Below are 23,583 nucleotides of genomic sequence, written 5' to 3'. Positions count from 1 at the left end.
GCCTCCCTCCCTGCTGTAAGCTTATTCGGCGGGGTTCTGACGAAGTGTTTCGCTTGCGCGAGGCGCGGGTGCGTTCTTCGGCTCGAACAGCCGAACCTCGGCCAGCAAGACCGAGACGAGAGCGGCGATTGACAAGATCGTGAAGCCGATCAGGATCGGGACCACGGTGCCATCGTAGACATAGCCGATTATCGCGCCGAACAGGCCGCCGCCGAACGTCTGCACGAAGCCGAGGACGGACGAAGCGGTGCCGGCGACCTCGCCGAGCGGATCCATCGCAAGGGCGTTGAAGTTCGTGCCGATGAAGCCGAAAAGGCAGAAATTCAAGGTCAGAACCGGAACGAAGAACCAGAACGGCGCGGCCCCACCCATGGCGAAGGCGACGATCAGATGGAGGACCGCAAGCAGCAGGAAGCCGACCAGCGCGCCGTGGGAGAGACGGCGCATGCCGAAGGTCTCGACCAGCCGCGAATTGAGGAAGGAAGCAGCGGCCATGAACACGGCCGTCGCGGCGAAGACGAGAGTGAAGGTCGGGCCAAGGCCGTAGACCTCCGTGTAAAGCTGTTCGGCCTGGTTGAGGAAACCGAACAACACGCCGAAGATCAACGCCGTCGCGACGGTGTAGCCGAAGGCGACCCGATTGGTCAGGACGATCCGAAACGCCTCGAGGATGCGCCTGCCGGTCAGTTCCCGTCGGTTCTCGGGGTGCAGCGTCTCGGGCAGGCGGATGGCCGTCCAGATCGCGACGAAGACGCCGAAGACACCGATCGCCAGGAAGATCTCGCGCCAGTCTCCGAACAGCATGATCAACTGGCCGATGTTCGGGGCGATCACCGGCACGGCCATGAACACCATCATCACTAGCGACATGACGCTGGCCATACGCCGGCCGTTGAAACAATCGCGGACGACGGACACGGCTATGACGCGGGTGGCGGCCGCTCCGATTCCCTGGATCACGCGCAGCGCCAGCACGACCTCGAAGCTCGGCGAGAAGATTGCCGCCACCGAGGCAAGAACGTAGACTCCAAGGCCGAAAAACAGGATGGGGCGTCGCCCAAACCGGTCGGAGAGCGTGCCGTAGACGATCTGGGCGCCACCGAAACCGAGGATATAGGCGGTGATAACCAACTGGCGCTGGTTCGCGTCGGCGACCCCGAGCGCCGAGCCCATCTCCTGCAATGCCGGGATAAAAATGTCGATCGCCGCCGCGTTCAATGCCATCAGGCAGGCAATCATCGTCACCAACTCCCAATAAGGGAGCCCGCGCGTTTCGTCGTGGTTGGACGCGTTGGACATGGTTGACCTCTCGAAAGGGGTAAGCGGAGACCTACTCCCGATCAAAGAAAATGCAAGTTGTACTTATAAAATTGCCGGTTCGTGAGGAGAACTATCCGTCAACAAAAAACCCGCGCGCCGAGGCACACGGGCTTCCATTCGAAATTAGGACTCAGCGGACCAAAGTCAGCCGTTGGCAGCGGCCGGTACAGTCGTTGCCACGCCGTTTTCGCCGAAAAAGGTCTGAAGCTCGCCGGCCTGGAACATCTCGCGGACGATGTCGCAGCCCCCGACGAACTCGCCCTTGACGTAGAGCTGGGGAATCGTCGGCCAATCGCCGTAATCCTTGATGCCCTGACGCAGATCGTCGGACGAAAGGACGTTCACGCCCTTATACTCGACGCCCAGATAGTCGAGCATCTGGACGATCTGACCGGAAAACCCGCATTGCGGGAAAGCGGGTGTGCCCTTCATGAAGACGACGACGTCGTTCGTCTTCACCTCGTTGGCGATCCATTCGTTAATGGCGGTCATGGCATTTCCTAACTTATGAATGTGGGGAGGAGAGCGGCTTTTCGATGCTGACCATCCGGCTGTCAAATAGGCGCAGATAGGCGAGCGTGCGGCTCGACAAATTGTCCGCAACTGTATCGTCGATCTCGCTCATCTCGCCAACATACTACTTCGGCGCGCTGGTTTGTAGGGCGAGGGCGTGGAGTTCCCCGCCCATGTTGCCCTGCAAGGCCTTATAGACCATTTGATGCTGCTGCACCCGGGATTTGCCGCGAAAGCTCTCCGAGACGATCTCCGCGGCGTAGTGGTCGCCGTCGCCGGCCAGGTCACGGATCGTCACCTCGGCATCGGGGATCTTGCTCTTGATCATCTTCTCGATGTCGCTGGCGTTCATGGGCATGACGGGTCTCCTTGGTCCGGCGTCCGGAATCGCGAACCTTGTGGGATGATAGGGATCGCACCGGGTGCAATCAATCGGGGGGGGGGCCGTCTCTCGCTCAGGCGGCGGCGGCCGGTTCGATGATCTCGCCCGACATGTAGGACGGGAACCAGGATTCGTGCGCGATCGTCAACGCCGCGACGGACAGATCGAGCCGGCCGTCGATGACAAGCCGGGAGCCGCCAGCCACGCCGAGCCGGCGCACAGGCACGCTGGCTTCCGCAGCCTCGGTCTCGATCGCTTCGGCGACGTTCGCTGCGATCGCCACGACATAGCGGGCTTGATCCTCGCCGAAGAGGAGCGCATGGCCCGCTCCGCTGCCGGCGTCGATCCGGGTGCCGCGATCGGAGGCCATGCACATTTCTGCGACTGCGACCGCGAGACCGCCATCCGACAGATCGTGGCAGGTCGCGACACGGCCGGAGCGGATAAGGCCGCGAACGAAGTCGCCGTTGCGCTTCTCCTCCGCAAGGTCCACCGGCGGTGGCGCTCCGGCTTCGCGCCCCTCGATCTCGCGCAAATAGATCGTCGCGCCGAGATGGGAGCCGTCCCGGCCGACGAGGAACAGGATGTCGCCCTCTTTCAATCCGCCGACGCGGGCGGTCCTGGTGCGGTCATCGATCAGGCCGACGCCGCCGATGGTCGGGGTCGGCAGGATCGCCTCGCCGTTGGTCTCGTTGTAGAGCGAGACATTGCCGGAGACGATCGGGAAAGCGAGGGCCTCGCAGGCCGCGCCGATCCCCTCGACCGCCTTGACGAACTGGCCCATCAGTTCCGGCTTTTCCGGATTGCCGAAATTGAGGTTGTCGGTCGCCGCCAGCGGTTCGGCGCCAACGGCGGTCAGGTTGCGCCAGCATTCAGCGACGGCCTGGGCGCCGCCCTGGAACGGGTCGGCCTCGCAATAGCGGGGCGTGACGTCGGAGGAAAAGGCGAGCGCCTTGGTCGGGTGGCCGTCGACACGCACGACGCCGGCGTCGCCGCCGGGGCGCTGCAGGGAGTTGCCCTGGATCAGCGTGTCGTATTGCTCGAACACCCAGCGGCGCGAGCACAGATCCGGCGAGCCGAGCAGCGACAACAGGGCGGCGCCGTAGTTCGCCGGCTCGGCGATGTCCTTTGCATGGAGCGCCTGTGCCGGCTTCGGCTCGATCCACGGGCGATCGTATTCCGGCGCCTCGTCGCCGAGTTCCTTGATCGGCAGGTTGCCCACCTCGCGACCCTCGAACAGGATGCGGAAGCGCAGATCGTCGGTGGTGCGGCCAACGATCGCGAAATCGAGCCCCCACTTGACGAAAATCGCCTCGGCCACCTCGCGTTTGTCGGGGTCGAGCACCATCAGCATGCGTTCCTGGCTCTCCGACAGCATCATCTCGTAAGGCGTCATCGCTGTCTCGCGCACCGGCACCTTGTCGAGGTCGAGCTCGATGCCGAGCCCGCCCTTGGCGCCCATCTCCACGGCCGAGCAGGTCAGGCCCGCCGCGCCCATGTCCTGAATGGCGATGACCGCGCCGGTCTGCATGAGTTCCAGACACGCCTCGAGTAGGCATTTCTCGGTGAAGGGATCGCCGACCTGCACGGTCGGCCGCTTTTCCTCGATGTTCTCGTCGAATTCGGCCGAGGCCATGGTCGCGCCGCCGACGCCGTCACGGCCGGTCTTGGCACCGAGATAGACGACCGGAAGGCTGACGCCCTTGGCTTCCGACAGGAAGATCGAATCGGTCCGGGCGAGGCCCGCCGCAAAGGCGTTGACCAGGCAATTGCCGTTGTAGCGGGAATGGAAATTGACCTCGCCGCCGACCGTCGGCACGCCGAAGGAATTGCCGTAACCGCCGACGCCGGCGACCACTCCGGCGACCAGATGACGGGTCTTGGGATGGTCCGGCGCGCCGAAACGGAGCGCGTTCATCGCCGCGATCGGCCGCGCACCCATGGTGAAGACGTCGCGCAGAATGCCGCCGACGCCGGTCGCCGCCCCTTGATAGGGCTCAATGAAGGAGGGGTGGTTGTGGCTCTCCATCTTGAAGACCACCGCCATGCCGTCGCCGATATCGACGACGCCGGCATTCTCGCCCGGCCCCTGAATGACGCGCGGCCCCTTTGTCGGCAGCGTCCGCAGCCAGCGCTTCGAGGACTTGTAGGAACAATGTTCGTTCCACATGGCCGAGAAGATGCCGAGTTCGGTCATCGTCGGCTCGCGGCCGATCAACGACAGGACGCGCTCATATTCATCCGGTTTCAATCCGTGGGCCGCGATCAGTTCCGGGGTGATGTCGGTCTCGGCGGTCATGGCGTGTCCTGGGCGTTGGTCTGCGCTTTGGGTAATCGGCCTGTTACCATCTGCGGCCGTGTCGAAAAAGCCCGAGCCGGTCGGATGGAGGCAGCGATCCGGGTCTGTTCATCTCAGCCGGCGCGGGCGGAGACATAGGTCATCGATGTCGCCCGGCAGACACGCGTATCGGCGGCCCGCCGCAGCACGACCGTATCGTCGTCCACTTGCGAGATCGGCTCGCCGTAAAGGCGCCGGGCAATTACCACCAGCGCCACGTCGTAACCGCCCTTGGCCGCGGGCGAGCGCACGCAAATCCCGTAGCCGCCGACTTCGCCTGTCGGCACGAAGCTCGTCGCGCGTTCGACGGCGCGGCGCCGATAGATCGCGGCGGCGGTGCCGTTCACATAGGCGATCTCGGCCGGGGTTAGCTTGCCGCCCGAAACGGGCGCGGCCGATGGGGCGGCTCGGTGTGCGATCTTGTCCGGTTCTGCATCAGCGGCGGTTGGGAACGCCGCCGCGATCGTCACGGTAGGTGACGCCAGGCCGGACGCGGTTCCGTTGGTCGCGGCGCAGGCGGAGAGGCTGCCGGCCACAAGAAGCAGGACGCCAAGGGCGCCGGATCGGCGAAGCGCGCTCATATCAGGCCGAACACGTCTTGGCGCCGGCGCGCCAACGGGCGAGGTCGGTGTCGATGCGGCTTGCGAGAGCCTCATTCATCAGCGGCCCGTAGACCGAGACATTCGCCGAGTCGGACTGGGCTTCCACGACCAACAAAGGTCGTGCTTCGAGCTGACCGCGCGGCACCAGCAGGAAGCGCGGCCGGCCGGAGAAGGAGGAGAGTTCCGGCGCGAGGCTGTAGCGGGCAAAGGCCGGATCGCCCGACTTGAACCAACAGCGATTGGCCGCCAGCGCCAGCCGCTCCATGCGGTCGAGGCCGGAATCGGCCGTCGCGCCTGGTTGGTCCTGGTTCGTGGGGCCTGCGGCACAGGCGCCGAGGGCGAGCGTGAATATCGACGCCGCGAAGACGGCCATTCGTCCGAAGAGCACTTCTCTCACGCGGCGGCGCTCGCGGTCATGCCGAGGGCGCCCTCGAAGATCGCGCGGCCGTCGGTGCCGCCGTGCTCCGGCTCGACGAGGTTTTCCGGGTGCGGCATCATGCCGAGGACGTTGCCGGCGTCGTTGACGATCCCCGCGATGTCGCGGATCGCGCCGTTGGGGTTGGTGCCTTCGGCATAGCGGAACACGATCCGGTTCTCGCCTTCGAGACGCGCCAGCGTGGCCGCGTCGGCGAAGTAATTTCCGTCATGATGGGCGACCGGGCAGCGGATCACCTGGCCCTGGCGATAATTGGCGGTGAAGCGCGTCGCGGCATTGACGACTTCCAGCTTCACGTCCCGGCAGACGAAGCGCAGCGAATTGTTGCGCATCAAGGCGCCGGGCAAGAGCCCTGCTTCGCACAGGATCTGGAACCCATTGCAGACGCCGAGGACCGGAACGCCTTTGGCCGCCGCGTCGGCGACGGCGCGCATCACCGGAGCGCGCGCGGCGATCGCGCCGCAGCGCAGATAATCGCCGAACGAGAACCCGCCCGGGACGACGATCAGGTCAACGTCGGGAAGCGCGGTCTCGGTCTGCCAGACCGTGAGCGGCGCCTTGCCGGTGATCGCGGTCAGCGCCGCGATCATGTCGCGGTCGCGATTGAGGCCGGGGAGGATGATGACGGCTGTGTTCATGGATTATGATCAAACGGTCGCTGGGGTTCGGCCATCTCGCACAACTCCACACGCCGCTCGATCCGTTCGAGACGGTCGTCGTGACGGCCGAGCACGCCATACATATTGTGAATGTCCGTCTGCATGGACAGAAAGTGACCGCGTATCGAAATCAATTCCTGCTTCACTTCCGCAAGCCCGTGGTCGAGCTTGTCGAACCGCTCGTGAAAGCGTTTCATCAGATCGTATACTAGCTCGTTCGTGACCTCTGCCATCACCCCGCTCCGGAGCCACCTTTACGCGATCTCGACAGTGTAATTCTCGATGACCGTGTTGGCGAGGAGCTTGTCGCACATCCGGGAAAGCTCAGACCGCGCCGTCGCCTCGTCCTTGGCGTCGACTTCGATATCGAAGACCTTGCCCTGCCGGACGGCGCCGACGCCGGCAAAGCCGAGATGGCCGAGAGCGCCCTCGATGGCCTTGCCCTGCGGGTCGAGGACACCGGTCTTGAGAGTGACGACGATGCGAGCCTTGATCACGATATGCGCCTGTCCCTGGAATAAACGAGCTTGAGTGCCGGTGCCGGCTGCTTGGAGGCTCTGCGCCGCCTTACTTGACCAACACCGGCCCGGAGGGGCGGGGCGGCTCGTTTTCATTCATGATCCCGAGCCGGCGGGCGACCTCCTGATAGGCCTCGACGAGACCGCCCATGTCTTGGCGGAAGCGATCCTTGTCGAGCTTGTCGTGGGTCTGGACATCCCACAGCCGGCAGGAATCGGGAGAGATCTCGTCGGCGACGATGATCCGCATCATGTCGCCCTCGAACAGCCGGCCGGTCTCGATCTTGAAATCGACGAGCTGGATGCCGACGCCGAGGAACAGTCCGGACAGGAAATCATTGACCCGAATCGCCAGGGCCATGATGTCGTCGATCTCCTGCGGGCTCGCCCAGCCGAATGCGGTGATGTGCTCTTCGGAAACGATCGGATCGTCGAGCGCGTCGGCCTTGTAATAGAACTCGATGATCGAGCGGGGCAGGACGGTGCCCTCCTCGATGCCGAGGCGCTTGGCGAGCGAGCCGGCGGCGATGTTGCGCACCACCACTTCGAGCGGGATGATCTCAACCTCCTTGATCAGCTGCTCGCGCATATTGAGGCGGCGGATGAAGTGGGTCGGAATCCCCATCTTGTTCAGATGCGAAAAAATGTATTCCGAGATGCGGTTGTTGAGAACGCCCTTGCCGTCGACGACCTCGTGCTTTTTCTTGTTGAACGCGGTGGCGTCGTCCTTGAAGAACTGCACCAGGGTGCCAGGCTCCGGGCCCTCATAGAGGATCTTGCCCTTGCCTTCGTAGATACGGCGGCGACGTGTCATCATGGAACTCTATCGTGAAGGAAGCACCGGCCCTGGCCACGGTGCGAAGACGGCTGACGATGGTGCGGCTGAATAGACCATACGGCCCGCCTTAACAATCGTTTCGGCAATTGCTCTGCGGGAAGTCGTGCGGCAAGCGCCGCAAATCAAGGCCTGATAACGCCGCTTGAAACGAAATCGCGCTTCAAAAACGCGGCGCAAGACCGTATGTCAGACGAAAGGCCGGTGGATCGGACGGTCGATTCTTACCAAGGAGGAACATCATGTCCATGAACGACCGCGAGCGCGATTTCGAGTCCCGCTATGCCCATGACCAGGAATTGCGGTTCCGGATCGAGGCGCGCCGCAACAAGCTGGTCGGCCTCTGGGCGGCTGAGAAGCTCGGGAAGAGTGGTGAGGAAGCGAACGCCTACGCCCAGGAGGTCATCAAGGTCGACTTCCTGTTGCCCGGTGACGACGATGTGGTCCACAAGATTCGCGACGATTTTGTCGCGGCCGGCGTCGAACAGTCGGAGCATCAGATCCGCAAGCAATTGGCGCACTTTCTGGCGGAAGCCGAAACCCAGATCCGCAGCGCCTGATGGCCCTCCCTCGACTTCGTGATCGCCTGGGCGAGGGGGGCTTCGTCGTCTCCGCCTGGCTCGGCCTGATCGATCCGGTGGTTCATGAAGCGTTTCTGCGCGCCGATTTCGACGCCGTGACCTTTGACGCCCAGCACGGCCTGCACGACACTGCCAGCCTGCGGGCCGGCATCGAACGCGCGGTGCTGCTCGGCAAGCCCGCGCTGGTACGCTTGCCGATCGAGGACCGGGCGCTCGCCGCGCGCCTTCTCGACTTCGGTGCCTCGGCCGTGATGATGCCGATGATCGAAACCGCCGACGAGGCCCGCGCCTTCGTGGCGGTGGCGAAATATCCGCCGTTCGGGCAACGGTCTTATGGCCCGACGCGTGCCGGCGAACTGCATGGCTACGCCGATCGCGCCGACTACGTCACGGACGCCCGTAACGAAACGCTGGCCTTCGCCATGATCGAGACCGGTGCGTCAGTCGCCAATCTCGAGGCGATCCTGGCGGTCGACGGCCTCGACGGTGTCTTCGTCGGCCCCTCCGATCTGTCGATCGCTCTGTCCGGCGATGGGACGCTCGATCCGCGCGGCGCGCAGGCCGAGGCGGCGATCAAACGAATTGCCGCGGCGACGTCGGCGGCCGGCAAGATCGCCACGATCTATGCCGCGACGCCGGAGGACGCCAAGCGGTACCGGGAGTATGGCTATCGTCTGGTTTGCGTCAGTTCCGACCAGGCCGTGATTGCAGCGGGGGCGCGGGCCCTTGCCGAGGCCGTTCGCGGCTGAACGCGGCTGGTCAGGCCGGCATGCGCAGTCCGGTCATGAACTTGCCGAAGGTGAGCAAGCCTTCGGGCCAGGGGCCATGGCCGCTCTCGGCGTTCATATGGCCGGCCTCGCCGGCATCGATGAACAGCGATCCCCAGGCGCCGGCGATGTCCTCGGCGGCCTCGAAGGACGAGAAAATGTCGTTGCGGCTGGCGACGACGACGCTGGGAAACGGCAGCGGATCGCGTGGGTAGGGTCCGAAGGTGCGCAGGTGTCTCGGGCGAATCGCATCGTTCTCCACCTCCGGAGGCGCGACGAAGAACGCGCCCGCCACTGGCCGTTCGAAGCGCGGGATCGCCTGCACGGCGGCCGCGACGCCGAGCGAATGGGCGACCAGGACGACCGGCCGGGCGGAGGTGTTCACGGCATCCGCCACCGCGGCCATCCAGTCGTCGCGGACGGGCTTCGTCCATTCGGCCTGCGGCACACGGCGCGCCGTTGACAGCCTGCGCTCCCAACGGGTCTGCCAGTGATCTTCAGGAGAGCCCTTGTAACCGGGCAGGATGAGGATATCGGCTTCGGCAATGCGCATCGGCGGGACATGCGAATGCGAGCCGCGCAAGTCAAGCCGTCAGGGCATCGGTTTTCCATCCTCGTACCCTGTCGCGGTTCAAGACAGCTGACAGGCGGGCCCTTGTCTCGCCGCTACGTGGCCGGCTCCTCGGCGGCCGGCGCCGGGGACAGTTCGTCCTCCGTCAAAATCGCTCGGTCCGGCGTTGCGGTGAAGAAGAAGAAATAAACCAGGAACGCCAGCGCGGCCACGGCGATCGCGATCCAGATCATGTGCCGGCGGCTGTTGGTTCCGGAGCGATCCGACGTGTGAGGCATAGCGATGTCCTCCGTTCCAGCGCCCGTCCGATCCGACCTTGTCGCGATCAGGCCGGGCGCATTGGTGCAACGACGATCGCAGGCGCGGGGTTCAACCGGCGCGGCCGAATACCCGCTCGAAGATCGTCCCGACGTGCTTGGTATGATAGCCGAGGTCGAATTTTTCGCGAATCTCGGCTTCCGGCAGTGCGGCCGTCACGTCCTTGTCGGCGAGGAGTTCCGTCAGGAAGTCCTTGTCCTCCTCCCACACCCGCATCGCGTTGCGCTGCACAAGCCGGTAGGCATCCTCGCGGGAGACGCCGGCCTGGGTCAGTGCCAGCAGCACCCGCTGGGAATGGACCAGGCCCTTGAACTTGTTGAGATTGGCCAGCATCCGCTCGGGATAGACGAGCAGCTTGTCGACGACGCCGGTGAGACGCACGAGCGCGAAGTCGAGCGTCACCGTGGCGTCCGGCCCGATCATCCGCTCGACCGAGGAATGGGAGATGTCGCGCTCATGCCAGAGCGCGACGTTCTCCATCGCCGGCAGGGCGTAGGAACGGACCATGCGGGCGAGGCCCGTGAGGTTTTCCGTCAGCACCGGATTGCGCTTGTGGGGCATCGCCGACGATCCCTTCTGGCCCGGCGAGAAATATTCCTCCGCTTCCAGCACCTCGGTGCGCTGCAGGTGGCGGACTTCGGTCGCCAGACGTTCGACCGACGAAGCGATGACGCCGAGCGTTGCGAAGAACATCGCGTGCCGGTCGCGCGGAATCACCTGCGTCGACACCGGCTCGGCCTCAAGTCCCATGGCCTTGGCTACATGCTCCTCGACGCGCGGATCGATATTGGCGAAGGTGCCGACGGCGCCCGAGATGGCGCAAGTGGCGATCTCCGCGCGGGCGGCGACGAGGCGCTCGCGACAGCGCTGGAATTCGGCATAGGCGAGAGCGAGCTTGACGCCGAAGGTCGTCGGCTCGGCATGGATACCGTGGGAGCGCCCGATGGTGATCGTGTCCCGGTGCTCGAAGGCGCGGCGTTCGAGCGCGGCGAGCAGGCCGTCGAGATCGGCGAGGAGCAGGTCGGAGGCCTTGGTCAGCTGCACGTTGAAGCAGGTGTCGAGGACGTCCGATGAAGTCATGCCCTGATGAACGAAGCGGGCGTCCGGGCCGACGATCTCGGCAAGATGCGTCAGGAAGGCGATGACGTCGTGCTTGGTCTCGCGCTCGATCACATCGATCCGGTCCACATCGAAGGTGGCGGCATTGCCCTTTTCCCAGATCGTCTTCGCGGCGCTCTGAGGGATGACGCCGAGCTCGGCGAGTGCGTCGCAGGCGTGGGCCTCGATCTCGAACCAGATCCGGTACTTCGTCTCCTGCGACCAGACGTCGACCATCTCGGGGCGGGAATAGCGGGGGATCATGGCGCGGATTCTTTCAGCTATATGATTGGGAGGACGGCTGCCGTCTAACAGAGCCGACGCCGCGCCTCAACGCTTGCCGAAGCGATCGCTCATCAGTCCATTGGCAGCGGGTTGGCGATGTAGCGCAGGTCCGGTCCCTCAAAGCCGACGGATTTCACGCTGATGATCGCCACCGCCGAAAAGCCGCCGGTCGGCCGCTCGTAGACGCGGATCTCGGACAGAGCATAGTCGAGCGGGCAGCCGCGGCTCTCCGGGATCGCGGCATCCTCGTGGATCAGCGCCGCCGAATCGCCCGGCTTGGTGGCGATGCGGACCAGCCGATAGCCGTAGGACGTGCCGAACACTTCGCAGGCCTTGCCGCCGCTGAGCGGGATCGGCTCCAGTCGAAGCTCGACCGGCTTGTCAGGCGTTGGCTCGATGGGGCGGGGCAGGAAGCGAGCGCGGTACGGATCGGCCGACAATTCGGTCGGCGGATTGGCGACGACCAGTGAGCCGGGATGCGCCTCGGGATCATAGGTCGTGAACAGCTCCTGGGCTGCCTCGCGAGCCTGCTCGCTGGCATCCGCGATCCCGGCGCCGTCCGCCTCGATCCGGATGCGGACGGGGGAGGGTGGCAGAAAGCGGTCCTCGGCGAGATCGAGGAAGAAAATCTCGGCATAGGGGAAGCCGGACCCATCCTGGATGCCGGATTGCTCGAATGCGAAGATTTTGCCGTCCTCGGAGAATCCCAGCGATTCGAGCCTTGCCGCGTCACCGGCCGAGGCAGGCGAAGCGAATCCCGGCAGCGCCACCAGCAGGACTGCCGCCGCGGCGGCGATCTTTGGAAGTTGCGGGGGCGTCATCGTCGGTCCTCACTTGCTGGCCGCGGGGAGTGCTACTTTTGCGCGACGATACGGGTGCACGAAAAATTGTCGCCGCTGGCCTCGGAGAACCACCCCATCGAATCGCCTGTAAAGCCGGAAAGAGTGATGAAATAGTCATCGGCGAACAACAGCGTGTAGGAACCGTCGCTCCCTTCCTGAACCTCTTCGATCGGCAGGTCCTCCGATCCGTTGTTGTAGGTGGTCGGGGTAAAAGTGAAGATCGCCACCTCGCAGTCCCAGGTGCCCAGGAACGGCAGGTCTTCGGCAGATGCGGTGGTCGACGCCAGCAAGGTCGCGATGGCTGTGGCCGCTATCGTGTTCGTGACGTTTTTCATGGGGCCGTTCTCTCGCTGCCGGCTCTGCCGGACGCCATCCGCGGATCACGAAGGATCGACCATGTTGCCTGTCGATCGCCCTCGGCGGATACTGCGGTGTAAATAGCGCGCGCGACGGCGCGGGCCATGGTCGCCGCAGCCGCTGCGGCGAGTTCCACACGGCCGATCGGCTCCGGCAGAATTCCGCTGCCGCCGGTGGCCAGCGCGAAGACGAGATCGCCGTCGAAATCGGTGTGCGATGGCCAGATCGCCTTGGCGTAGCCGTCCTGCCCGGCAATCGCCAGCCGCTTGGCCGCAGCCTTGTCGAGCACGGCGTCGGTGGCGATGATTCCGATGGTCGTGTTGGCGCCCATCCGCGCGTCGAGCTTGGTTCGCGGGGCTGTCGCGCCCGGAGGAAACGGTTGCGGCAGGCCGAGGCCGCCGAACTCGTCGCCCAGTTCGAAGGGCGCCGCCCAGAAACTGCGCCCGGCCCCTATCGTCGCCGAGCCGACGGCATTGACCGCGACGAGCGCCGCGACCGTGATGCCGTTCGAGAGTACGGTCGACGCCGAGCCGATGCCACCCTTCACCGTCGCCGTTGTGCAGCCGATGCCGGCGCCGACGGTGCCGATCGCAAAATCGGCCTTGGCCGAGCGTGCCGCGTCGTAGCCGAACTCGCGATAGGGCGGATAGCGGCCCCAGGCCTTTGCCCCGCCATTGGCGAGATCGAACAGGATCGCCGCCGGCACGATCGGCACGCGCACGTCGCCGACGGCAAAGCCGCGGCCATTTTCGGCGAGCCAGGCCTGGACGCCCGACGCGGCGTCGAGGCCGAAGGCGGACCCGCCCGACAACACCAGCGAATCGACCTCGGCGACGGTGTTCTCCGGCGCCAGCAGATCGGTTTCGCGGGTTCCCGGTGCGCCGCCCAGAATAGCCACGGACGCGATTGATGGCGTGTCGAGAATGACGACCGTCGTGCCGCTTTTCAACCGTTCGTCGCCGGCATGGCCGACCCTGACCCCGGCGACGTCGCTGAGGAGATTGCGAGTGCCAGGCCGCCAGGCGCTCATGTCCTCAGCCCCCGGTCTCGTCGACGAAGCCGTTACCGCGCCATTCGAAGACGCGGTAGAGATCGAGGTCGGAATCGCCCTTGGCGTCGAAACGGATCGGCCCCAGCACGGTCTGGAATGCCTCGTCGCCCAGGATTTCGGCGATCGGCCGGCCGGTTTCCCGGCTTTGGCCGACCGCTGCGACGGCGATCTGCGTTGCCGCGTATGCGGGGCCGAAATAGCCTTGCGGTCCGGCCATTGGTCCTTCGTCCGGGCCGCCGTCTTGAAGTTCTGGGACGTGGATTCGCGGCGCGACCGCAACGATGCCGTCCGGCAGCGGCACGTCGTCGCTCGTCTCGTCGAATAGTGCCTCGCCGCCGACAATGTCGAGGGCAAGCCCGATCTCGGCCGCGTCGCGCGCGATGATCGCGACGTCCGGCCGGTCACCGGCGATGAAGAACCGGCTGACGCCGGTGCGCTCCAGGCGCCTCACCAGGCCGAACTGCTTTTCCTCGGCGGGCCGGTAATTGTCGATCGTCTGTGGTTTCATGCCCTGGTCGGCGAGGAGCCGGCGGACCGCGTCGGACAATGCCCGCGCAGCGATCGAGCCGTCCTCCAGGAGGCCGAAGGGCTCGGCCTTCCAGCGCGCTGCCAGATAGCTTGCGGCCGCCGCAGCTTCCTTGTCGGAACGCGGCGCGACGCGCCAGACGAGAAAGCCGGTCCGCTCGCGCCGGTCGGTGAGGCGGTTGGCCCGCACGCCAACGTCTATGGTCGGAATCCCTGCCTGCGTAAGGATCGGGAGCGCCGCCTCGATGGCGTCGGCGCACAGGAAGCCGACGACGACGGAGGCATTCATGGCGACGAAGCTTTCGGCCGCTTGCTTGCCGCCATTGGCGGAACATTTGGTGTCGGCCTCCACTACCTCGACCACCTGGCCGTCGGTGCGTTTCGCAGCCGCCGCGCGTGCGCCATCTGCGAGCTGCCGACCGAGAATGCCGGCGCTGTCGGAAAGCGGTGCCGCTACGCCGAGCGTGATCGGCTCGCCCGTGTCTTGGGCCTGCGCCGGCAAAAGCGTGATCCCCATCAGGCCGAAGGCGGCAAAATACCGGAGCTGGGTGAGAAAGAAACGCGTCATGCCTGCGAGTCTAGTCGACCGTCCGGACGATGGCGAGACGGAACCGGCGTATCCACGGCGGTGTCGTGATGCCGGCTCGCGCCATAACGGGAATGACCGGGAAAGCCTGTCTGGATGGGGGCCCGCGATGGATTGCGACGAGACCCCGTGCGAATCCGCCATCCCCGCCCTATGTTTGACGCGAACGGCTCGGGACCCGGGCGCAATGAATGGAATATGGTTTGCTGACGACATCGACGATCGACCGCGACAGCTTTCGCGACGCGATGAGCCGGTTTGCCTCGGCGGTTCACCTGGTGACGACGGACGGCCCAGCGGGCCGGCGTGGCGTGACGGTCTCGTCTGCCTGTTCGGTGTCCGACGAACCGGCGACGCTGCTTGTCTGTCTCAATACGTCGAGCCCGGCCAACGACCGGTTTGAGAACAACGGTAATTTCGCCGTCAATCTGCTGTCCGAAGACAGCGAGGCGATCGCTCGCGCCTTCGCCGGTGAAGGGCAGCTCGAGTCGGACGCGCGTTTCGCCAAGGGCGAATGGGAGGTACTGCAAACCGGCGCGCCTTTGCTGGTCGGTTCGCTGGCCGGGTTCGATTGCCGGATATTGGAAGCCAAAATCGTCGCCACGCACCGCGTGCTGATCGGCGAGGTGGTGGCGATCCGCACAGGATCGAAATCGCCGTCGCTGGTCTATCTCGACCGGACCTATCGCAGCCTCTAGCGTGGGCCATCGGAGCGTCTCAGGGAAAGGGTATCCGTGACATCGAAACTGCCGGCATCGATCGACGAGACCGAAGCGCTTCTCGACGGACAGAACTACGTGGCGGACAGGTCGCTCGCGACCGTCCTGTTTCTGTCGCTCAAGATGGGGCGACCGCTGTTTCTGGAAGGCGAGGCCGGCGTCGGCAAGACCGAGATCGCCAAAGTGCTGGCCGCGGCGCTGGGCCGGCCGCTGATTCGCTTGCAGTGCTATGAGGGGCTCGACGTCTCCTCGGCGCTCTACGAATGGAACTACGCCGCGCAGATGATCGAGATCCGGCTGCGCGAGGCCTCCGGCGATACGTCCAAGGACGCGATGCGCTCGGACATCTTTTCGGAGCGCTTCCTGATCCGCCGGCCGATCCTGCAGGCGCTCGAAGGCGAGCCGGGCCGCGCGCCGGTGCTGCTCATCGACGAACTCGACCGCACCGACGAGGCCTTCGAGGCGTTTCTTCTGGAGATTCTCTCCGACAATCAGGTCACGATCCCGGAACTCGGTACCATTCGAGCCGCCGAGCCGCCGATCGTCATCATCACCACCAATCGCACCCGCGAGATCCACGACGCGCTGAAGCGGCGCTGCCTCTATCATTGGGTCGATTATCCGGCGTCCGACCGCGAACTTCAGATCGTGCGACGCAAGGCACCGCAAGCCAATGCCGAACTGGCGGCTGAACTCGTTGCCTTCGTGCAAAGGCTCAGAAAGATCGATCTGTTCAAGGCGCCGGGTGTCGCCGAGACCATCGACTGGGCCAACGCCCTGACCGAACTCAACGCCGTTGCGCTGGACCCCGCGCATGTCTCCGATACGCTGGGGGTGCTGTTGAAATACCAGGACGACATCCAACGCATGGAACGAGGCGAGGGCCGCGAGATTCTCGCCGAGGTGAAGCGCGACCTGGCAAGGGTTCCATGAGCGCCGTCGCCGATCCGCCGAAAGTGGCGGCAGATCCGGACGGCAAGCTCGCGGACAACATCGCCTATTTCGCCCGGGCGCTACGCAAGGCGGGACTGAAGGTCGGTCCCTCCGCGACGCTCGACGCGATTGCGGCGGTCAAGGCGGCGGGGTTGACCAGCCGCGACGATTTTTATTGGACGCTGCATGCGGTGCTGGTCACTCGCCATGAGGACGATGCGGTGTTCGCGGAGGCGTTCCGGCTGTTCTGGCGCTCGCGCGAGCTGATCGAAAAGATGATCGCCATGTTCTCACCGAAAGCCCCGCCACGCCAATCGGAGCGGGAAAAGAAGCGGGCCGGCGAGGACCGTGCCGCCGAAGCGATGTTCGAGGGCGCTCGGGACCGGATCACCAAGCAGGAACGGCCGGAGATCGAGATCGACGCCAGTCTCACGGTGTCCGGCAACGAGGTGCTGCGCCAGAAGGATTTCGCGCAGATGTCGGTACGCGAGATTGAGGAGGCCAAGCAGGCCATCGCCGCGCTGCGCCTGCCAGCGGACTGGATCGCGACACGCCGGTTTCGCCCCGATCCGCGCGGTGATCGAATCGACCCGAGAGCCATGATGCGGGCCTCGATGCGGACCGGCGGCGACCTCGTCTTGCCGAAATTTCGTTCTCGCCGCGAGATTCACCCGCCGCTGGTGGTCCTCGCCGACATCTCCGGCTCGATGAGCCAGTACACCCGAGTTTTTCTGCACTTCATCCATGCCCTGACCGAGAAACGGCGCCGGGTGCATACGTTTTTGTTCGGCACGCGGCTGACCAACGTCACCCGGCAGATGCGCCACAAAGATCCCGACGAGGCGCTCGCTGACTGTGCCGGCGCGGTGAAGGACTGGTCCGGCGGAACCCGCATCGGCGAGGCATTGGCGAGCTTCAACCTGACCTGGTCGCGCCGGGTGCTGACCCAGGGCGCGGTAGTGATCCTGATCACCGACGGGCTGGAGCGCGATTCGGTCGACGAGCTCTCGAAACAGATGGAGCGGCTGCATAAATCCTGCAGGCGGCTGATCTGGCTGAACCCGCTGTTGCGCTTCGACGGATTTTCCGCCCGCGCCAAGGGAGTCCGCGCCATGCTGCCGCATGTGGACGAGTTCCGCTCGGTGCATTCGCTGGAGGCGATGAGCGCGCTCTGCGAGGCGTTGTCGGGTGGCGGGGGCCGGGAGACCGATCCGCGCTGGTGGATGGACGCCGCCGATCGTGCGATGGCGGCGTAAGGGCAGGCTCTGCCGACGCTGGTGCCGGGTCGGCTGCGGCGATATCGTGTGCCGCGCCTTTGAGGAGGGTCAGATCATGTCCCAGACGATCCATGAGTTCGATGTATTGAAGACCGCCGAGGCGTGGGCCGGCGAGGGGCGGAGCCTCGCGCTCGCCACCGTCGTGGAAACCTGGGGCTCAGCGCCGCGGCCGACCGGCAGCCAGCTGATCATCGATGCCGACGGCAATTTCGAGGGCTCGGTCTCCGGCGGCTGCGTCGAGGGCGCTGTGGTCACCGAGGCAGTCGACGTGATCGAGGCGGGCGAGCCGCGCATGCTGGAATTCGGGGTCGCCGACGAAACCGCGTGGCGGGTGGGTCTGTCCTGCGGCGGGCGCATCCGCGTCTATGTCGAACGGGTGAACTGATGGACCGTGTGCTTCTGGCAGATCTGAACGTCGAGCGCGCCGCCCGCCGGGCCGCCGTCGTCGTCACCGCTCTGGCGAATGGCGCCCAGCGGCTCGTGCGCGAGGCGGAGGTTGTGGGCGATCCGCTCGCCGAGCCGATCGGGCGGGTGATCCGTTCCGGCAAGTCCGGGATCGTCCAGACCGATCACGGCGAGGTTTTCCTCAACGCCCATCTGCCGCCGCCCCGGCTCGTCGTCGTCGGCGCGGTCCATATCAGCCAGGCGCTGGCGCCGATGGCGAAGCTGGCCGGTTATGATGTCGAGATCGTCGACCCGCGCACGGCCTTTGCCACCACGGAGCGTTTTCCGGATGTTGCGCTTGTCGCCGAATGGCCCGAGGTGGTGCTGAAAGCCCGCCCGCTCGACGCCTATACCGCCGTCTGCGTCATCACTCACGATCCGAAGATCGACGATTATCCGCTGATCGCGGCGCTCCAGGCCGGGTGCTTTTACATTGGCGCGCTGGGCAGCCGGAAGACCCATGCGCGGCGGGTCGAGCGACTGACCGACGCCGGGATGTCCGCCCAGGCGATGGACCGTATCGAAGCGCCTATCGGCGCCGATATCGGCGCGTCGACGCCGGGCGAGATCGCCGTCGCAATCCTTGCTTCGGTCATCGAGGCGTTTCGCAAGCGCAAGATGTTCGCCGAGCGCCGGGGCGAGACCGAGGCGGCATGATCTTCGGCGAGCTACCCGTTGTGGAGGCCGAGGACACGATCCTCGCCCACTCCCAGAGGCTCGGCAAGCGCCGGCTGAAGAAGGGCACGCGACTGACGGCGGCGGACATTGCCGCGTTGCGCCAAGCCGGTATCGCCGCCGTCGTCGTTGCGCGTCTCGAGCCGGGCGACCTCACCGAGGATCAGGCGGCGGCGGCGATCGGTGCCGCGCTTGGCGGGGCGGGAATTCGAGCGGGCGAGGCCGGAACCGGCCGTGTCAATCTCTTTGCGGAAACAGCGGGGCTGTTCCTGCCGGATCGCGCCATGGTCGACGCGCTCAACGCCATCGACCCCGGCGTGACCCTCGCGACGCTCGGCGAATACGCCCCCGTTGAGGCAGGGCGGATGGTGGCGACGGTGAAGATCATCCCGCTGGCCGTTTCCGGTGCGGCGGTCGAGGCGGCCGTGCGGCTCTGTTCGCGCAATACCGCGCTTCGGCTCGCGCCGTTTTCGCCGAAGCGCGTCGCGCTGGTCCAGACGGAACTTCCGGGCGTCAAGCCGAGCGTTCTCGACAAGACCCGGGCCGTCACCGAAACGCGGCTGTCGACCTCCGGCTCGATGATCGTCGGCGAGATCCGCTGTGCCCATGAGGTGGGCGCCCTGACCGATGCTCTGCGGCGGCGTGAGACTGCGGATGTGACGCTGATCTTCGGCGCCTCGGCGGTGATCGACGGCGGCGACGTCATCCCGGCGGCGATCGCGGCGGCAGGTGGCCGGATCGACCATCTTGGCATGCCGGTTGACCCCGGCAATCTCTTGCTTCTCGGCACGTTGGACGGCCGGCCGGCACTCGGCGCGCCCGGCTGCGCGCGCAGCCCCAAGGAAAACGGCTTCGACTGGGTGCTCGATCGATTGCTGGCCGATCTCCCGGTGACCGGCGACGACATTCGGAAGATGGGCGTCGGCGGGCTTTTGATGGAGATCGCCTCGCGGCCGCAGCCGCGAGAGGCGGACAGCGCGGTCGAGGAGCCAATCGTCGATATCGTCATTCTCGCCGCCGGCCGGTCGAGTCGCATGGGCGGGCCGAACAAGCTGCTGTCGACCTTCGAAGGCATCCCGCTGATCCGGCGCTCGGCCGAGACCGCGCTGGCGGCGAAGCGCGCAGGGCGTGTGCGGGTGGTCGTCGGGCATATGCGGGAAGAGATTGTCGCGGCTTTGGATGGCCTCGCCATCGACATCGTCGATAACCCCGCATTCGCCGACGGGCTCTCGACCTCGCTCAAGGCCGGGTTCGCGGCATCGTCCGGAGCCGACGGCGTTCTTGTCATGCTGGCCGACCAGCCGTTCCTGACGCCCGCGGATCTCGAGCGGCTCATAGCGGCCTTCATGCCGTCCGGCGCGGGGTCGATCGCGGCGGCCTTCGATCGCGGCCGACGGCGCAATCCGGTCGTGGTCTCGACGGTCTATCGCCCTGAAATCATGGCGCTTTCGGGAGATGTCGGGGCGCAAGGCGTGATCGCCGACCATCCCGACGCCGTGGTCGAGGTGGAAATCGGTGCAGCCGCGAGTGTCGACGTCGATACCCAGGAAGCGGTGCGCGCGGCGGGCGGCACGGTTGCACGGAGCCATCGCGATGAGTTCTGGCAAAGTGAATCATCAAAGCCGGCTAAGTGATTGGCTGAGAATCAGGAATCGCCTATGCCGTTAAGCGGCTGAGGACGAGTGGGAGGACGACATGGATCTGGGGCTGGCAGGAAAATACGCGATCGTCTGCGCATCGAGCCGGGGGCTTGGCCGGGGCTGCGCCACCGAGTTGGCGCGGGCCGGCTGTACGGTGGTGCTCAACGGTCGTGACGAGGAGGTGCTGAACGCGACGGCAGAAGCCATCTCACGGGAGATCGGCGCCGACGTCATTCCCGTTGTTGCCGACGTCTCGATCCCGGACGGCCAGGCCCGGCTCGTCGGCGCCGTGCCGCAGGTGGACATCCTGGTCAACAACAATGGCGGGCCGCCGCTGCGCGATTTTCGCGCGCTCGGGCGCGACGATCTCCTGGCCGGCGTCACCGGCAACATGATCGCGCCCATCGAGATGGTGCAGCGCGTCATCGACGGCATGACCGAGCGCCGCTTCGGACGGATCGTCAACATCACCTCCAGCTCGGTCAAGGGGCCGATTGCGGGTCTCGACCTGTCCAGCGGCGCGCGCGCCGGGCTGACCGGCTTTCTGGCCGGGGTCGCCCGCACCGTCGCCGGTCAGAACGTGACCATCAACCAACTGCTGCCGGGCGCCTTCGACACCGATCGGCTGCGCTCCAATTTCGCGGCGGCGCAGAAGCGTGAAAACCGCAGTCTTGACGACATCCGCGCCGACCGAGCCGCCGGCATTCCGGCCGGGCGCTTCGGCGAGCCGGACGAGTTCGGCAAGGCCTGCGCATTCCTGTGCTCGGCGCATTCGGGCTACATCACCGGCCAGAGCCTGCTGATCGACGGCGGCGCGTTTCCCGGGGCGTTCTGAGGCCCATACGCTCCGGTTGGCGTCGGCGCGCCGCGGCCGAGGTGAACAATCCCGGGAAATGACGGGTCCTGTGGCGCGGAAAGCACTGTTCGCGCTTGAACTTCGGCGCCCGGTAACACATCATTAACTCTTAGAGGCCGTTTCGAAACCCTGCCAAGACCAGCCTCCATGGTTCACCCGGGACGCCCAAACCCGCGGAAATCGGGTATNCTTAGAGGCCGTTTCGAAACCCTGCCAAGACCAGCCTCCATGGTTCACCCGGGACGCCCAAACCCGCGGAAATCGGGTATCATGTCATTGCGGAGCGACCATCCGAGGGGCCTTTGAACCCGCCGCAGTGAGTTTCGAAACGGACTCTTAGGTCGCAGCATTTCTAATGCCGGCCGATGCCCGGCTGGCGCAGCGAAAAGGTGCGCCGATGACCATCAAGACCGCCGATCCGCAATTCGAACGGATGTTGCAGGGCTATGGCCTGACCACGGCGGAGGTCCTGTACCGGATGCCGGACCATCCCAGCTTCCTGCAGACTTTCGCCTGGCAATTCGAGGATCTGGCCCCCGAATATCCGCGACTGCGTCGTTTTCTCGACCATTGGGAACGCGAGATCGAGGCGGCGATCCACTCGGTGCGGATCATGCATGCGGGCCTGATCAAGCCGCGCGAACTCCGGTTGGTGAAGGATGGCGGCTATCTGCACTGAAGCCGTAGAGGGAAGGGCGCTCGTTAGCCGGTTTCGGCGCCCCGCGCCGGGTCGAGTTTGAAGGTGACGCGGACCACGCCGTGGTCGCTGGTCCCTTGCTCGTGCTTCGGATCGTAGTGGAGGTGATCATTGACGATATCGAGCCCGTCGAACGCCCAAACCCGGTTGCGGCTGTTGTCATAGAGTTCGCGGCTGACCAGCAATTGGTCGAGCGACTCGTAATTGTTGTTGAAGATGTGGGTGTAATAAACGTCGCGGGTGGAGCGGTATTCCTGCAGCGTCTGCGCCGTATAGAGGTCGATGTCGCCGCCGCCGCGGCTTTCACCGACGAGAAAGCGCGGCTGGCCGGTCAGGATGTTCATCGTGTTCGACAGGGTGCCGTCGTTGATGTCGCCGAGCACGATGACCGGCTCGTCGGTTCCCTTCATCCGTCCGGTCAGCATGAAGCGGAGCGCCGTAGCTTCGGCGGTCCGGCGAATGGTGGACAGGGCGCCGCCGATCGCCCCGCTGTGCTTGGAATGCACGTCGCGTTGGTACCACGGCTCCCGAAAGATTCGCGTCGGTCCCTTCGACTTGAAGTGACAGACATAGACGTGGATCGGGGTCGCGCGGTCGGACGGCTGGATCCGGAAATGCAGGACCGGCCGCGAGAAGCTGGAAAGGCTGATGAATATCTTTTCCGTCTGCGGGTCGTCACCGCCGCTCGAAAGAACGAGACCTTCCGGAAACCGGCTGATCCACTCTGGCTCGCCGACGAGGATCTCCTTGCGAACGGCAGCCGCGCACACGATCATGCCGCCGGCATGGGCGTCGGGCACGAGAGCGGTGTAATCCGCGGAAAGTCCGGCGTCGGCGAGCGCGCGATCGAGCGATGCGGCGTGCCAAAGCTCCTGGAACGCCCAAACGTCTGAGGGCAGAATTTTGAACATCCGGGCCGTGAACGCGATTTTCTCGCCGTACTCGTCGGCTGTCCAGCCGTCGCGACCATACATGTCGAGGCCCGGCTCGTTCAGATTTCGCAAGTTGAACGTTGCGATCGTGAATCGCTCTCTGGCCATGACCGTTCTCCTATGCGCTCATTCTAACCTTACGTAAGATTCTTATCAAATGCGTGACGATCATATGGTTCGCGATGAACAATCGCGTCGCTCAGATCAATCGCAGGCCCTTGAGGCTGGCATGACCGGCCTTGCCGATGATGATGTGGTCATGCACGGAAATACCCAAGGGTTTCGCCGTCTCGACGATGGTGCGGGTCATGTCGATGTCGGCCCGTGACGGCGTGGGATCCCCGGACGGGTGGTTGTGGACCACACCATCAGATTCATTAAGTAGTTGAAAATACTAAATATTATTGCCTGTCAGATTCTGATGGGGTCGGTTTTTGGGATCGGATGTTTTGCCGACCCCTGCGATTATCATCGTTGATCCCCCTCTCTAATTCCGAGGCGTTTTGCCGCACGACACATCACGATATTTTTCTGATCCCAGGCCTCGATCTCGTTGACGGGATAGAGAACTGACTTGCCCACTTTCACATAGGCGGGGCCTATTCTCATAGATCGCCAGTTTCGCAGTGTGCCGATGGTAATCGCCCCTCGGTAACGTTCCGCGACCTCTTCTGGGGTGAGATATTTCTGATCGGTCATGTTGCGTGGCCTCCGATAACGTTGTGGCCCGCCAATGAGGGAATGTCCCGGTCTCTGTTGAAACTCTGAAGTGGGCGGCGTTGCCCGCCTCGAGCCGTTAGGCTCGGGGTGCCGATTCCACTGAGGA

29 protein-coding genes and 1 pseudogene are annotated in these 23,583 nt (G+C 65.0%); 10 read left to right on the top strand and 20 right to left on the bottom strand.

The window, feature by feature from the left end; all coding sequences use genetic code 11:
* Positions 1-21: 21 nt before the first annotated feature.
* From VQ044_RS13680 to purC, 10 genes are all read right to left on the bottom strand, one after another.
* Positions 22-1,299: a multidrug effflux MFS transporter gene (locus tag VQ044_RS13680; RefSeq protein WP_327647744.1), complete on the bottom strand. Its 1,278-nt coding sequence runs from the start codon at positions 1,297-1,299 to the stop codon at positions 22-24.
* A 165-nt stretch (positions 1,300-1,464) separates the two neighbouring features.
* Positions 1,465-1,812, bottom strand: a complete 348-nt coding sequence (gene grxD, locus VQ044_RS13675) for a Grx4 family monothiol glutaredoxin (RefSeq protein ID WP_327647742.1) — start codon at positions 1,810-1,812, stop codon at positions 1,465-1,467.
* Between the two features lie 145 nt (positions 1,813-1,957).
* Complete coding sequence (locus VQ044_RS13670) at positions 1,958-2,191, bottom strand: BolA family protein (protein ID WP_327647741.1); 234 nt, start codon at positions 2,189-2,191, stop codon at positions 1,958-1,960.
* 97 nt (positions 2,192-2,288) lie between these two features.
* Positions 2,289-4,514, bottom strand: a complete 2,226-nt coding sequence (purL, locus tag VQ044_RS13665) for a phosphoribosylformylglycinamidine synthase subunit PurL (protein ID WP_327647739.1) — start codon at positions 4,512-4,514, stop codon at positions 2,289-2,291.
* Positions 4,515-4,627: 113 nt separating this feature from the next.
* The gene (locus VQ044_RS13660) at positions 4,628-5,134 is read right to left on the bottom strand and encodes a hypothetical protein (protein WP_327647738.1); all 507 of its coding nucleotides are present in this window, start codon (positions 5,132-5,134) and stop codon (positions 4,628-4,630) included.
* A gap of 1 nt (position 5,135) precedes the next feature.
* Positions 5,136-5,528: a hypothetical protein gene (locus tag VQ044_RS13655; RefSeq protein WP_442872921.1), complete on the bottom strand. Its 393-nt coding sequence runs from the start codon at positions 5,526-5,528 to the stop codon at positions 5,136-5,138.
* A gap of 20 nt (positions 5,529-5,548) precedes the next feature.
* Positions 5,549-6,229: a phosphoribosylformylglycinamidine synthase subunit PurQ gene (purQ, locus tag VQ044_RS13650; RefSeq protein WP_327647735.1), complete on the bottom strand. Its 681-nt coding sequence runs from the start codon at positions 6,227-6,229 to the stop codon at positions 5,549-5,551.
* Entirely contained in the window at positions 6,226-6,483 is a 258-nt protein-coding gene (locus VQ044_RS13645; RefSeq protein ID WP_327647733.1) for a hypothetical protein, read from the bottom strand. Before VQ044_RS13645 ends, purQ begins: the two co-directional genes overlap by 4 nt.
* A gap of 21 nt (positions 6,484-6,504) precedes the next feature.
* Positions 6,505-6,747 (bottom strand): phosphoribosylformylglycinamidine synthase subunit PurS, encoded by a 243-nt coding sequence (gene purS / locus VQ044_RS13640; protein WP_327625317.1) that lies wholly within the window; start codon positions 6,745-6,747, stop codon positions 6,505-6,507.
* Positions 6,748-6,817: 70 nt separating this feature from the next.
* Complete coding sequence (purC, locus tag VQ044_RS13635) at positions 6,818-7,582, bottom strand: phosphoribosylaminoimidazolesuccinocarboxamide synthase (RefSeq protein WP_327625316.1); 765 nt, start codon at positions 7,580-7,582, stop codon at positions 6,818-6,820.
* A 260-nt stretch (positions 7,583-7,842) separates the two neighbouring features.
* On the opposite strand from purC, the gene VQ044_RS13630 reads away from it, so the two are divergent.
* Positions 7,843-8,163 carry a DUF1476 domain-containing protein gene (locus VQ044_RS13630; protein ID WP_327625350.1) on the top strand — a complete coding sequence of 107 codons (321 nt, stop codon included), beginning with the start codon at positions 7,843-7,845 and terminating at the stop codon, positions 8,161-8,163.
* Positions 8,163-8,933 (top strand): HpcH/HpaI aldolase family protein, encoded by a 771-nt coding sequence (locus tag VQ044_RS13625; RefSeq protein WP_327647732.1) that lies wholly within the window; start codon positions 8,163-8,165, stop codon positions 8,931-8,933. Before VQ044_RS13630 ends, VQ044_RS13625 begins: the two co-directional genes overlap by 1 nt.
* A 10-nt stretch (positions 8,934-8,943) precedes the next feature.
* Here the strand turns inward: VQ044_RS13625 and VQ044_RS13620 are convergent, their stop codons facing one another.
* From VQ044_RS13620 to VQ044_RS13590, 7 genes are all read right to left on the bottom strand, one after another.
* Complete coding sequence (locus tag VQ044_RS13620) at positions 8,944-9,504, bottom strand: RBBP9/YdeN family alpha/beta hydrolase (RefSeq protein ID WP_327625314.1); 561 nt, start codon at positions 9,502-9,504, stop codon at positions 8,944-8,946.
* Between the two features lie 113 nt (positions 9,505-9,617).
* Positions 9,618-9,800, bottom strand: coding sequence for a hypothetical protein (locus VQ044_RS13615; protein WP_327647730.1), 183 nt, complete (start codon positions 9,798-9,800; stop codon positions 9,618-9,620).
* Between the two features lie 91 nt (positions 9,801-9,891).
* Positions 9,892-11,202 (bottom strand): adenylosuccinate lyase, encoded by a 1,311-nt coding sequence (purB, locus tag VQ044_RS13610; protein ID WP_327647729.1) that lies wholly within the window; start codon positions 11,200-11,202, stop codon positions 9,892-9,894.
* 92 nt (positions 11,203-11,294) lie between these two features.
* Positions 11,295-12,044, bottom strand: coding sequence for a DUF2259 domain-containing protein (locus VQ044_RS13605; RefSeq protein ID WP_327647728.1), 750 nt, complete (start codon positions 12,042-12,044; stop codon positions 11,295-11,297).
* Between the two features lie 32 nt (positions 12,045-12,076).
* Complete coding sequence (locus VQ044_RS13600; RefSeq protein ID WP_327647726.1) at positions 12,077-12,400, bottom strand: hypothetical protein; 324 nt, start codon at positions 12,398-12,400, stop codon at positions 12,077-12,079.
* Entirely contained in the window at positions 12,397-13,452 is a 1,056-nt protein-coding gene (locus VQ044_RS13595) for a P1 family peptidase (RefSeq protein ID WP_327647725.1), read from the bottom strand. The genes VQ044_RS13600 and VQ044_RS13595 overlap by 4 nt, the downstream gene beginning before the upstream one ends.
* Before the next feature lie 4 nt (positions 13,453-13,456).
* Positions 13,457-14,566, bottom strand: a complete 1,110-nt coding sequence (locus tag VQ044_RS13590) for an ABC transporter substrate-binding protein (protein WP_327647724.1) — start codon at positions 14,564-14,566, stop codon at positions 13,457-13,459.
* A gap of 209 nt (positions 14,567-14,775) precedes the next feature.
* Between VQ044_RS13590 and VQ044_RS13585 the strand changes: the two genes are divergently transcribed.
* The 8 genes from VQ044_RS13585 (at position 14,776) to VQ044_RS13550 (ending at position 21,807) form a co-directional block, all read left to right on the top strand.
* Positions 14,776-15,282, top strand: a complete 507-nt coding sequence (locus VQ044_RS13585; protein WP_327647723.1) for a flavin reductase — start codon at positions 14,776-14,778, stop codon at positions 15,280-15,282.
* A gap of 36 nt (positions 15,283-15,318) precedes the next feature.
* Positions 15,319-16,236 carry an AAA family ATPase gene (locus tag VQ044_RS13580; protein ID WP_327647721.1) on the top strand — a complete coding sequence of 306 codons (918 nt, stop codon included), beginning with the start codon at positions 15,319-15,321 and terminating at the stop codon, positions 16,234-16,236.
* Entirely contained in the window at positions 16,233-17,492 is a 1,260-nt protein-coding gene (locus VQ044_RS13575; RefSeq protein WP_327647719.1) for a vWA domain-containing protein, read from the top strand. Before VQ044_RS13580 ends, VQ044_RS13575 begins: the two co-directional genes overlap by 4 nt.
* Positions 17,493-17,568: 76 nt before the next feature.
* Entirely contained in the window at positions 17,569-17,898 is a 330-nt protein-coding gene (locus tag VQ044_RS13570) for an XdhC family protein (protein ID WP_327625304.1), read from the top strand.
* The gene (locus VQ044_RS13565; RefSeq protein ID WP_327647717.1) at positions 17,898-18,614 is read left to right on the top strand and encodes an XdhC family protein; all 717 of its coding nucleotides are present in this window, start codon (positions 17,898-17,900) and stop codon (positions 18,612-18,614) included. The genes VQ044_RS13570 and VQ044_RS13565 overlap by 1 nt, the downstream gene beginning before the upstream one ends.
* The gene (locus VQ044_RS13560) at positions 18,611-20,266 is read left to right on the top strand and encodes a molybdopterin-binding/glycosyltransferase family 2 protein (RefSeq protein WP_327647716.1); all 1,656 of its coding nucleotides are present in this window, start codon (positions 18,611-18,613) and stop codon (positions 20,264-20,266) included. The genes VQ044_RS13565 and VQ044_RS13560 overlap by 4 nt, the downstream gene beginning before the upstream one ends.
* Before the next feature lie 61 nt (positions 20,267-20,327).
* On the top strand, positions 20,328-21,107 hold the full coding sequence (locus VQ044_RS13555; RefSeq protein WP_327647715.1) for an SDR family oxidoreductase: 780 nt from the start codon (positions 20,328-20,330) through the stop codon (positions 21,105-21,107).
* A gap of 418 nt (positions 21,108-21,525) precedes the next feature.
* Positions 21,526-21,807: an usg protein gene (locus VQ044_RS13550; protein WP_327625300.1), complete on the top strand. Its 282-nt coding sequence runs from the start codon at positions 21,526-21,528 to the stop codon at positions 21,805-21,807.
* 23 nt (positions 21,808-21,830) lie between these two features.
* On the opposite strand, the gene VQ044_RS13545 is transcribed toward VQ044_RS13550, so the two are convergent.
* The 3 genes and pseudogenes from VQ044_RS13545 to VQ044_RS13535 all read right to left on the bottom strand — a co-directional run bounded on the left by VQ044_RS13545 (position 21,831) and on the right by VQ044_RS13535 (position 23,456).
* Entirely contained in the window at positions 21,831-22,865 is a 1,035-nt protein-coding gene (locus VQ044_RS13545) for an endonuclease/exonuclease/phosphatase family protein (RefSeq protein ID WP_327647714.1), read from the bottom strand.
* 91 nt (positions 22,866-22,956) lie between these two features.
* Positions 22,957-23,121 (bottom strand): annotated as a pseudogene (locus tag VQ044_RS13540) (JAB domain-containing protein); the annotation flags it as partial.
* Between the two features lie 104 nt (positions 23,122-23,225).
* Complete coding sequence (locus VQ044_RS13535) at positions 23,226-23,456, bottom strand: helix-turn-helix transcriptional regulator (protein ID WP_327647713.1); 231 nt, start codon at positions 23,454-23,456, stop codon at positions 23,226-23,228.
* Positions 23,457-23,583: the final 127 nt, after the last annotated feature.

Source organism: Aurantimonas sp. C2-5-R2, from assembly GCF_036549495.1.
GTDB lineage: Bacteria > Pseudomonadota > Alphaproteobacteria > Rhizobiales > Rhizobiaceae > Aurantimonas > Aurantimonas coralicida_A.
Note: the sequence above shows the minus strand (reverse complement) of the source record. Positions and strands in the feature narration are given on the sequence as shown.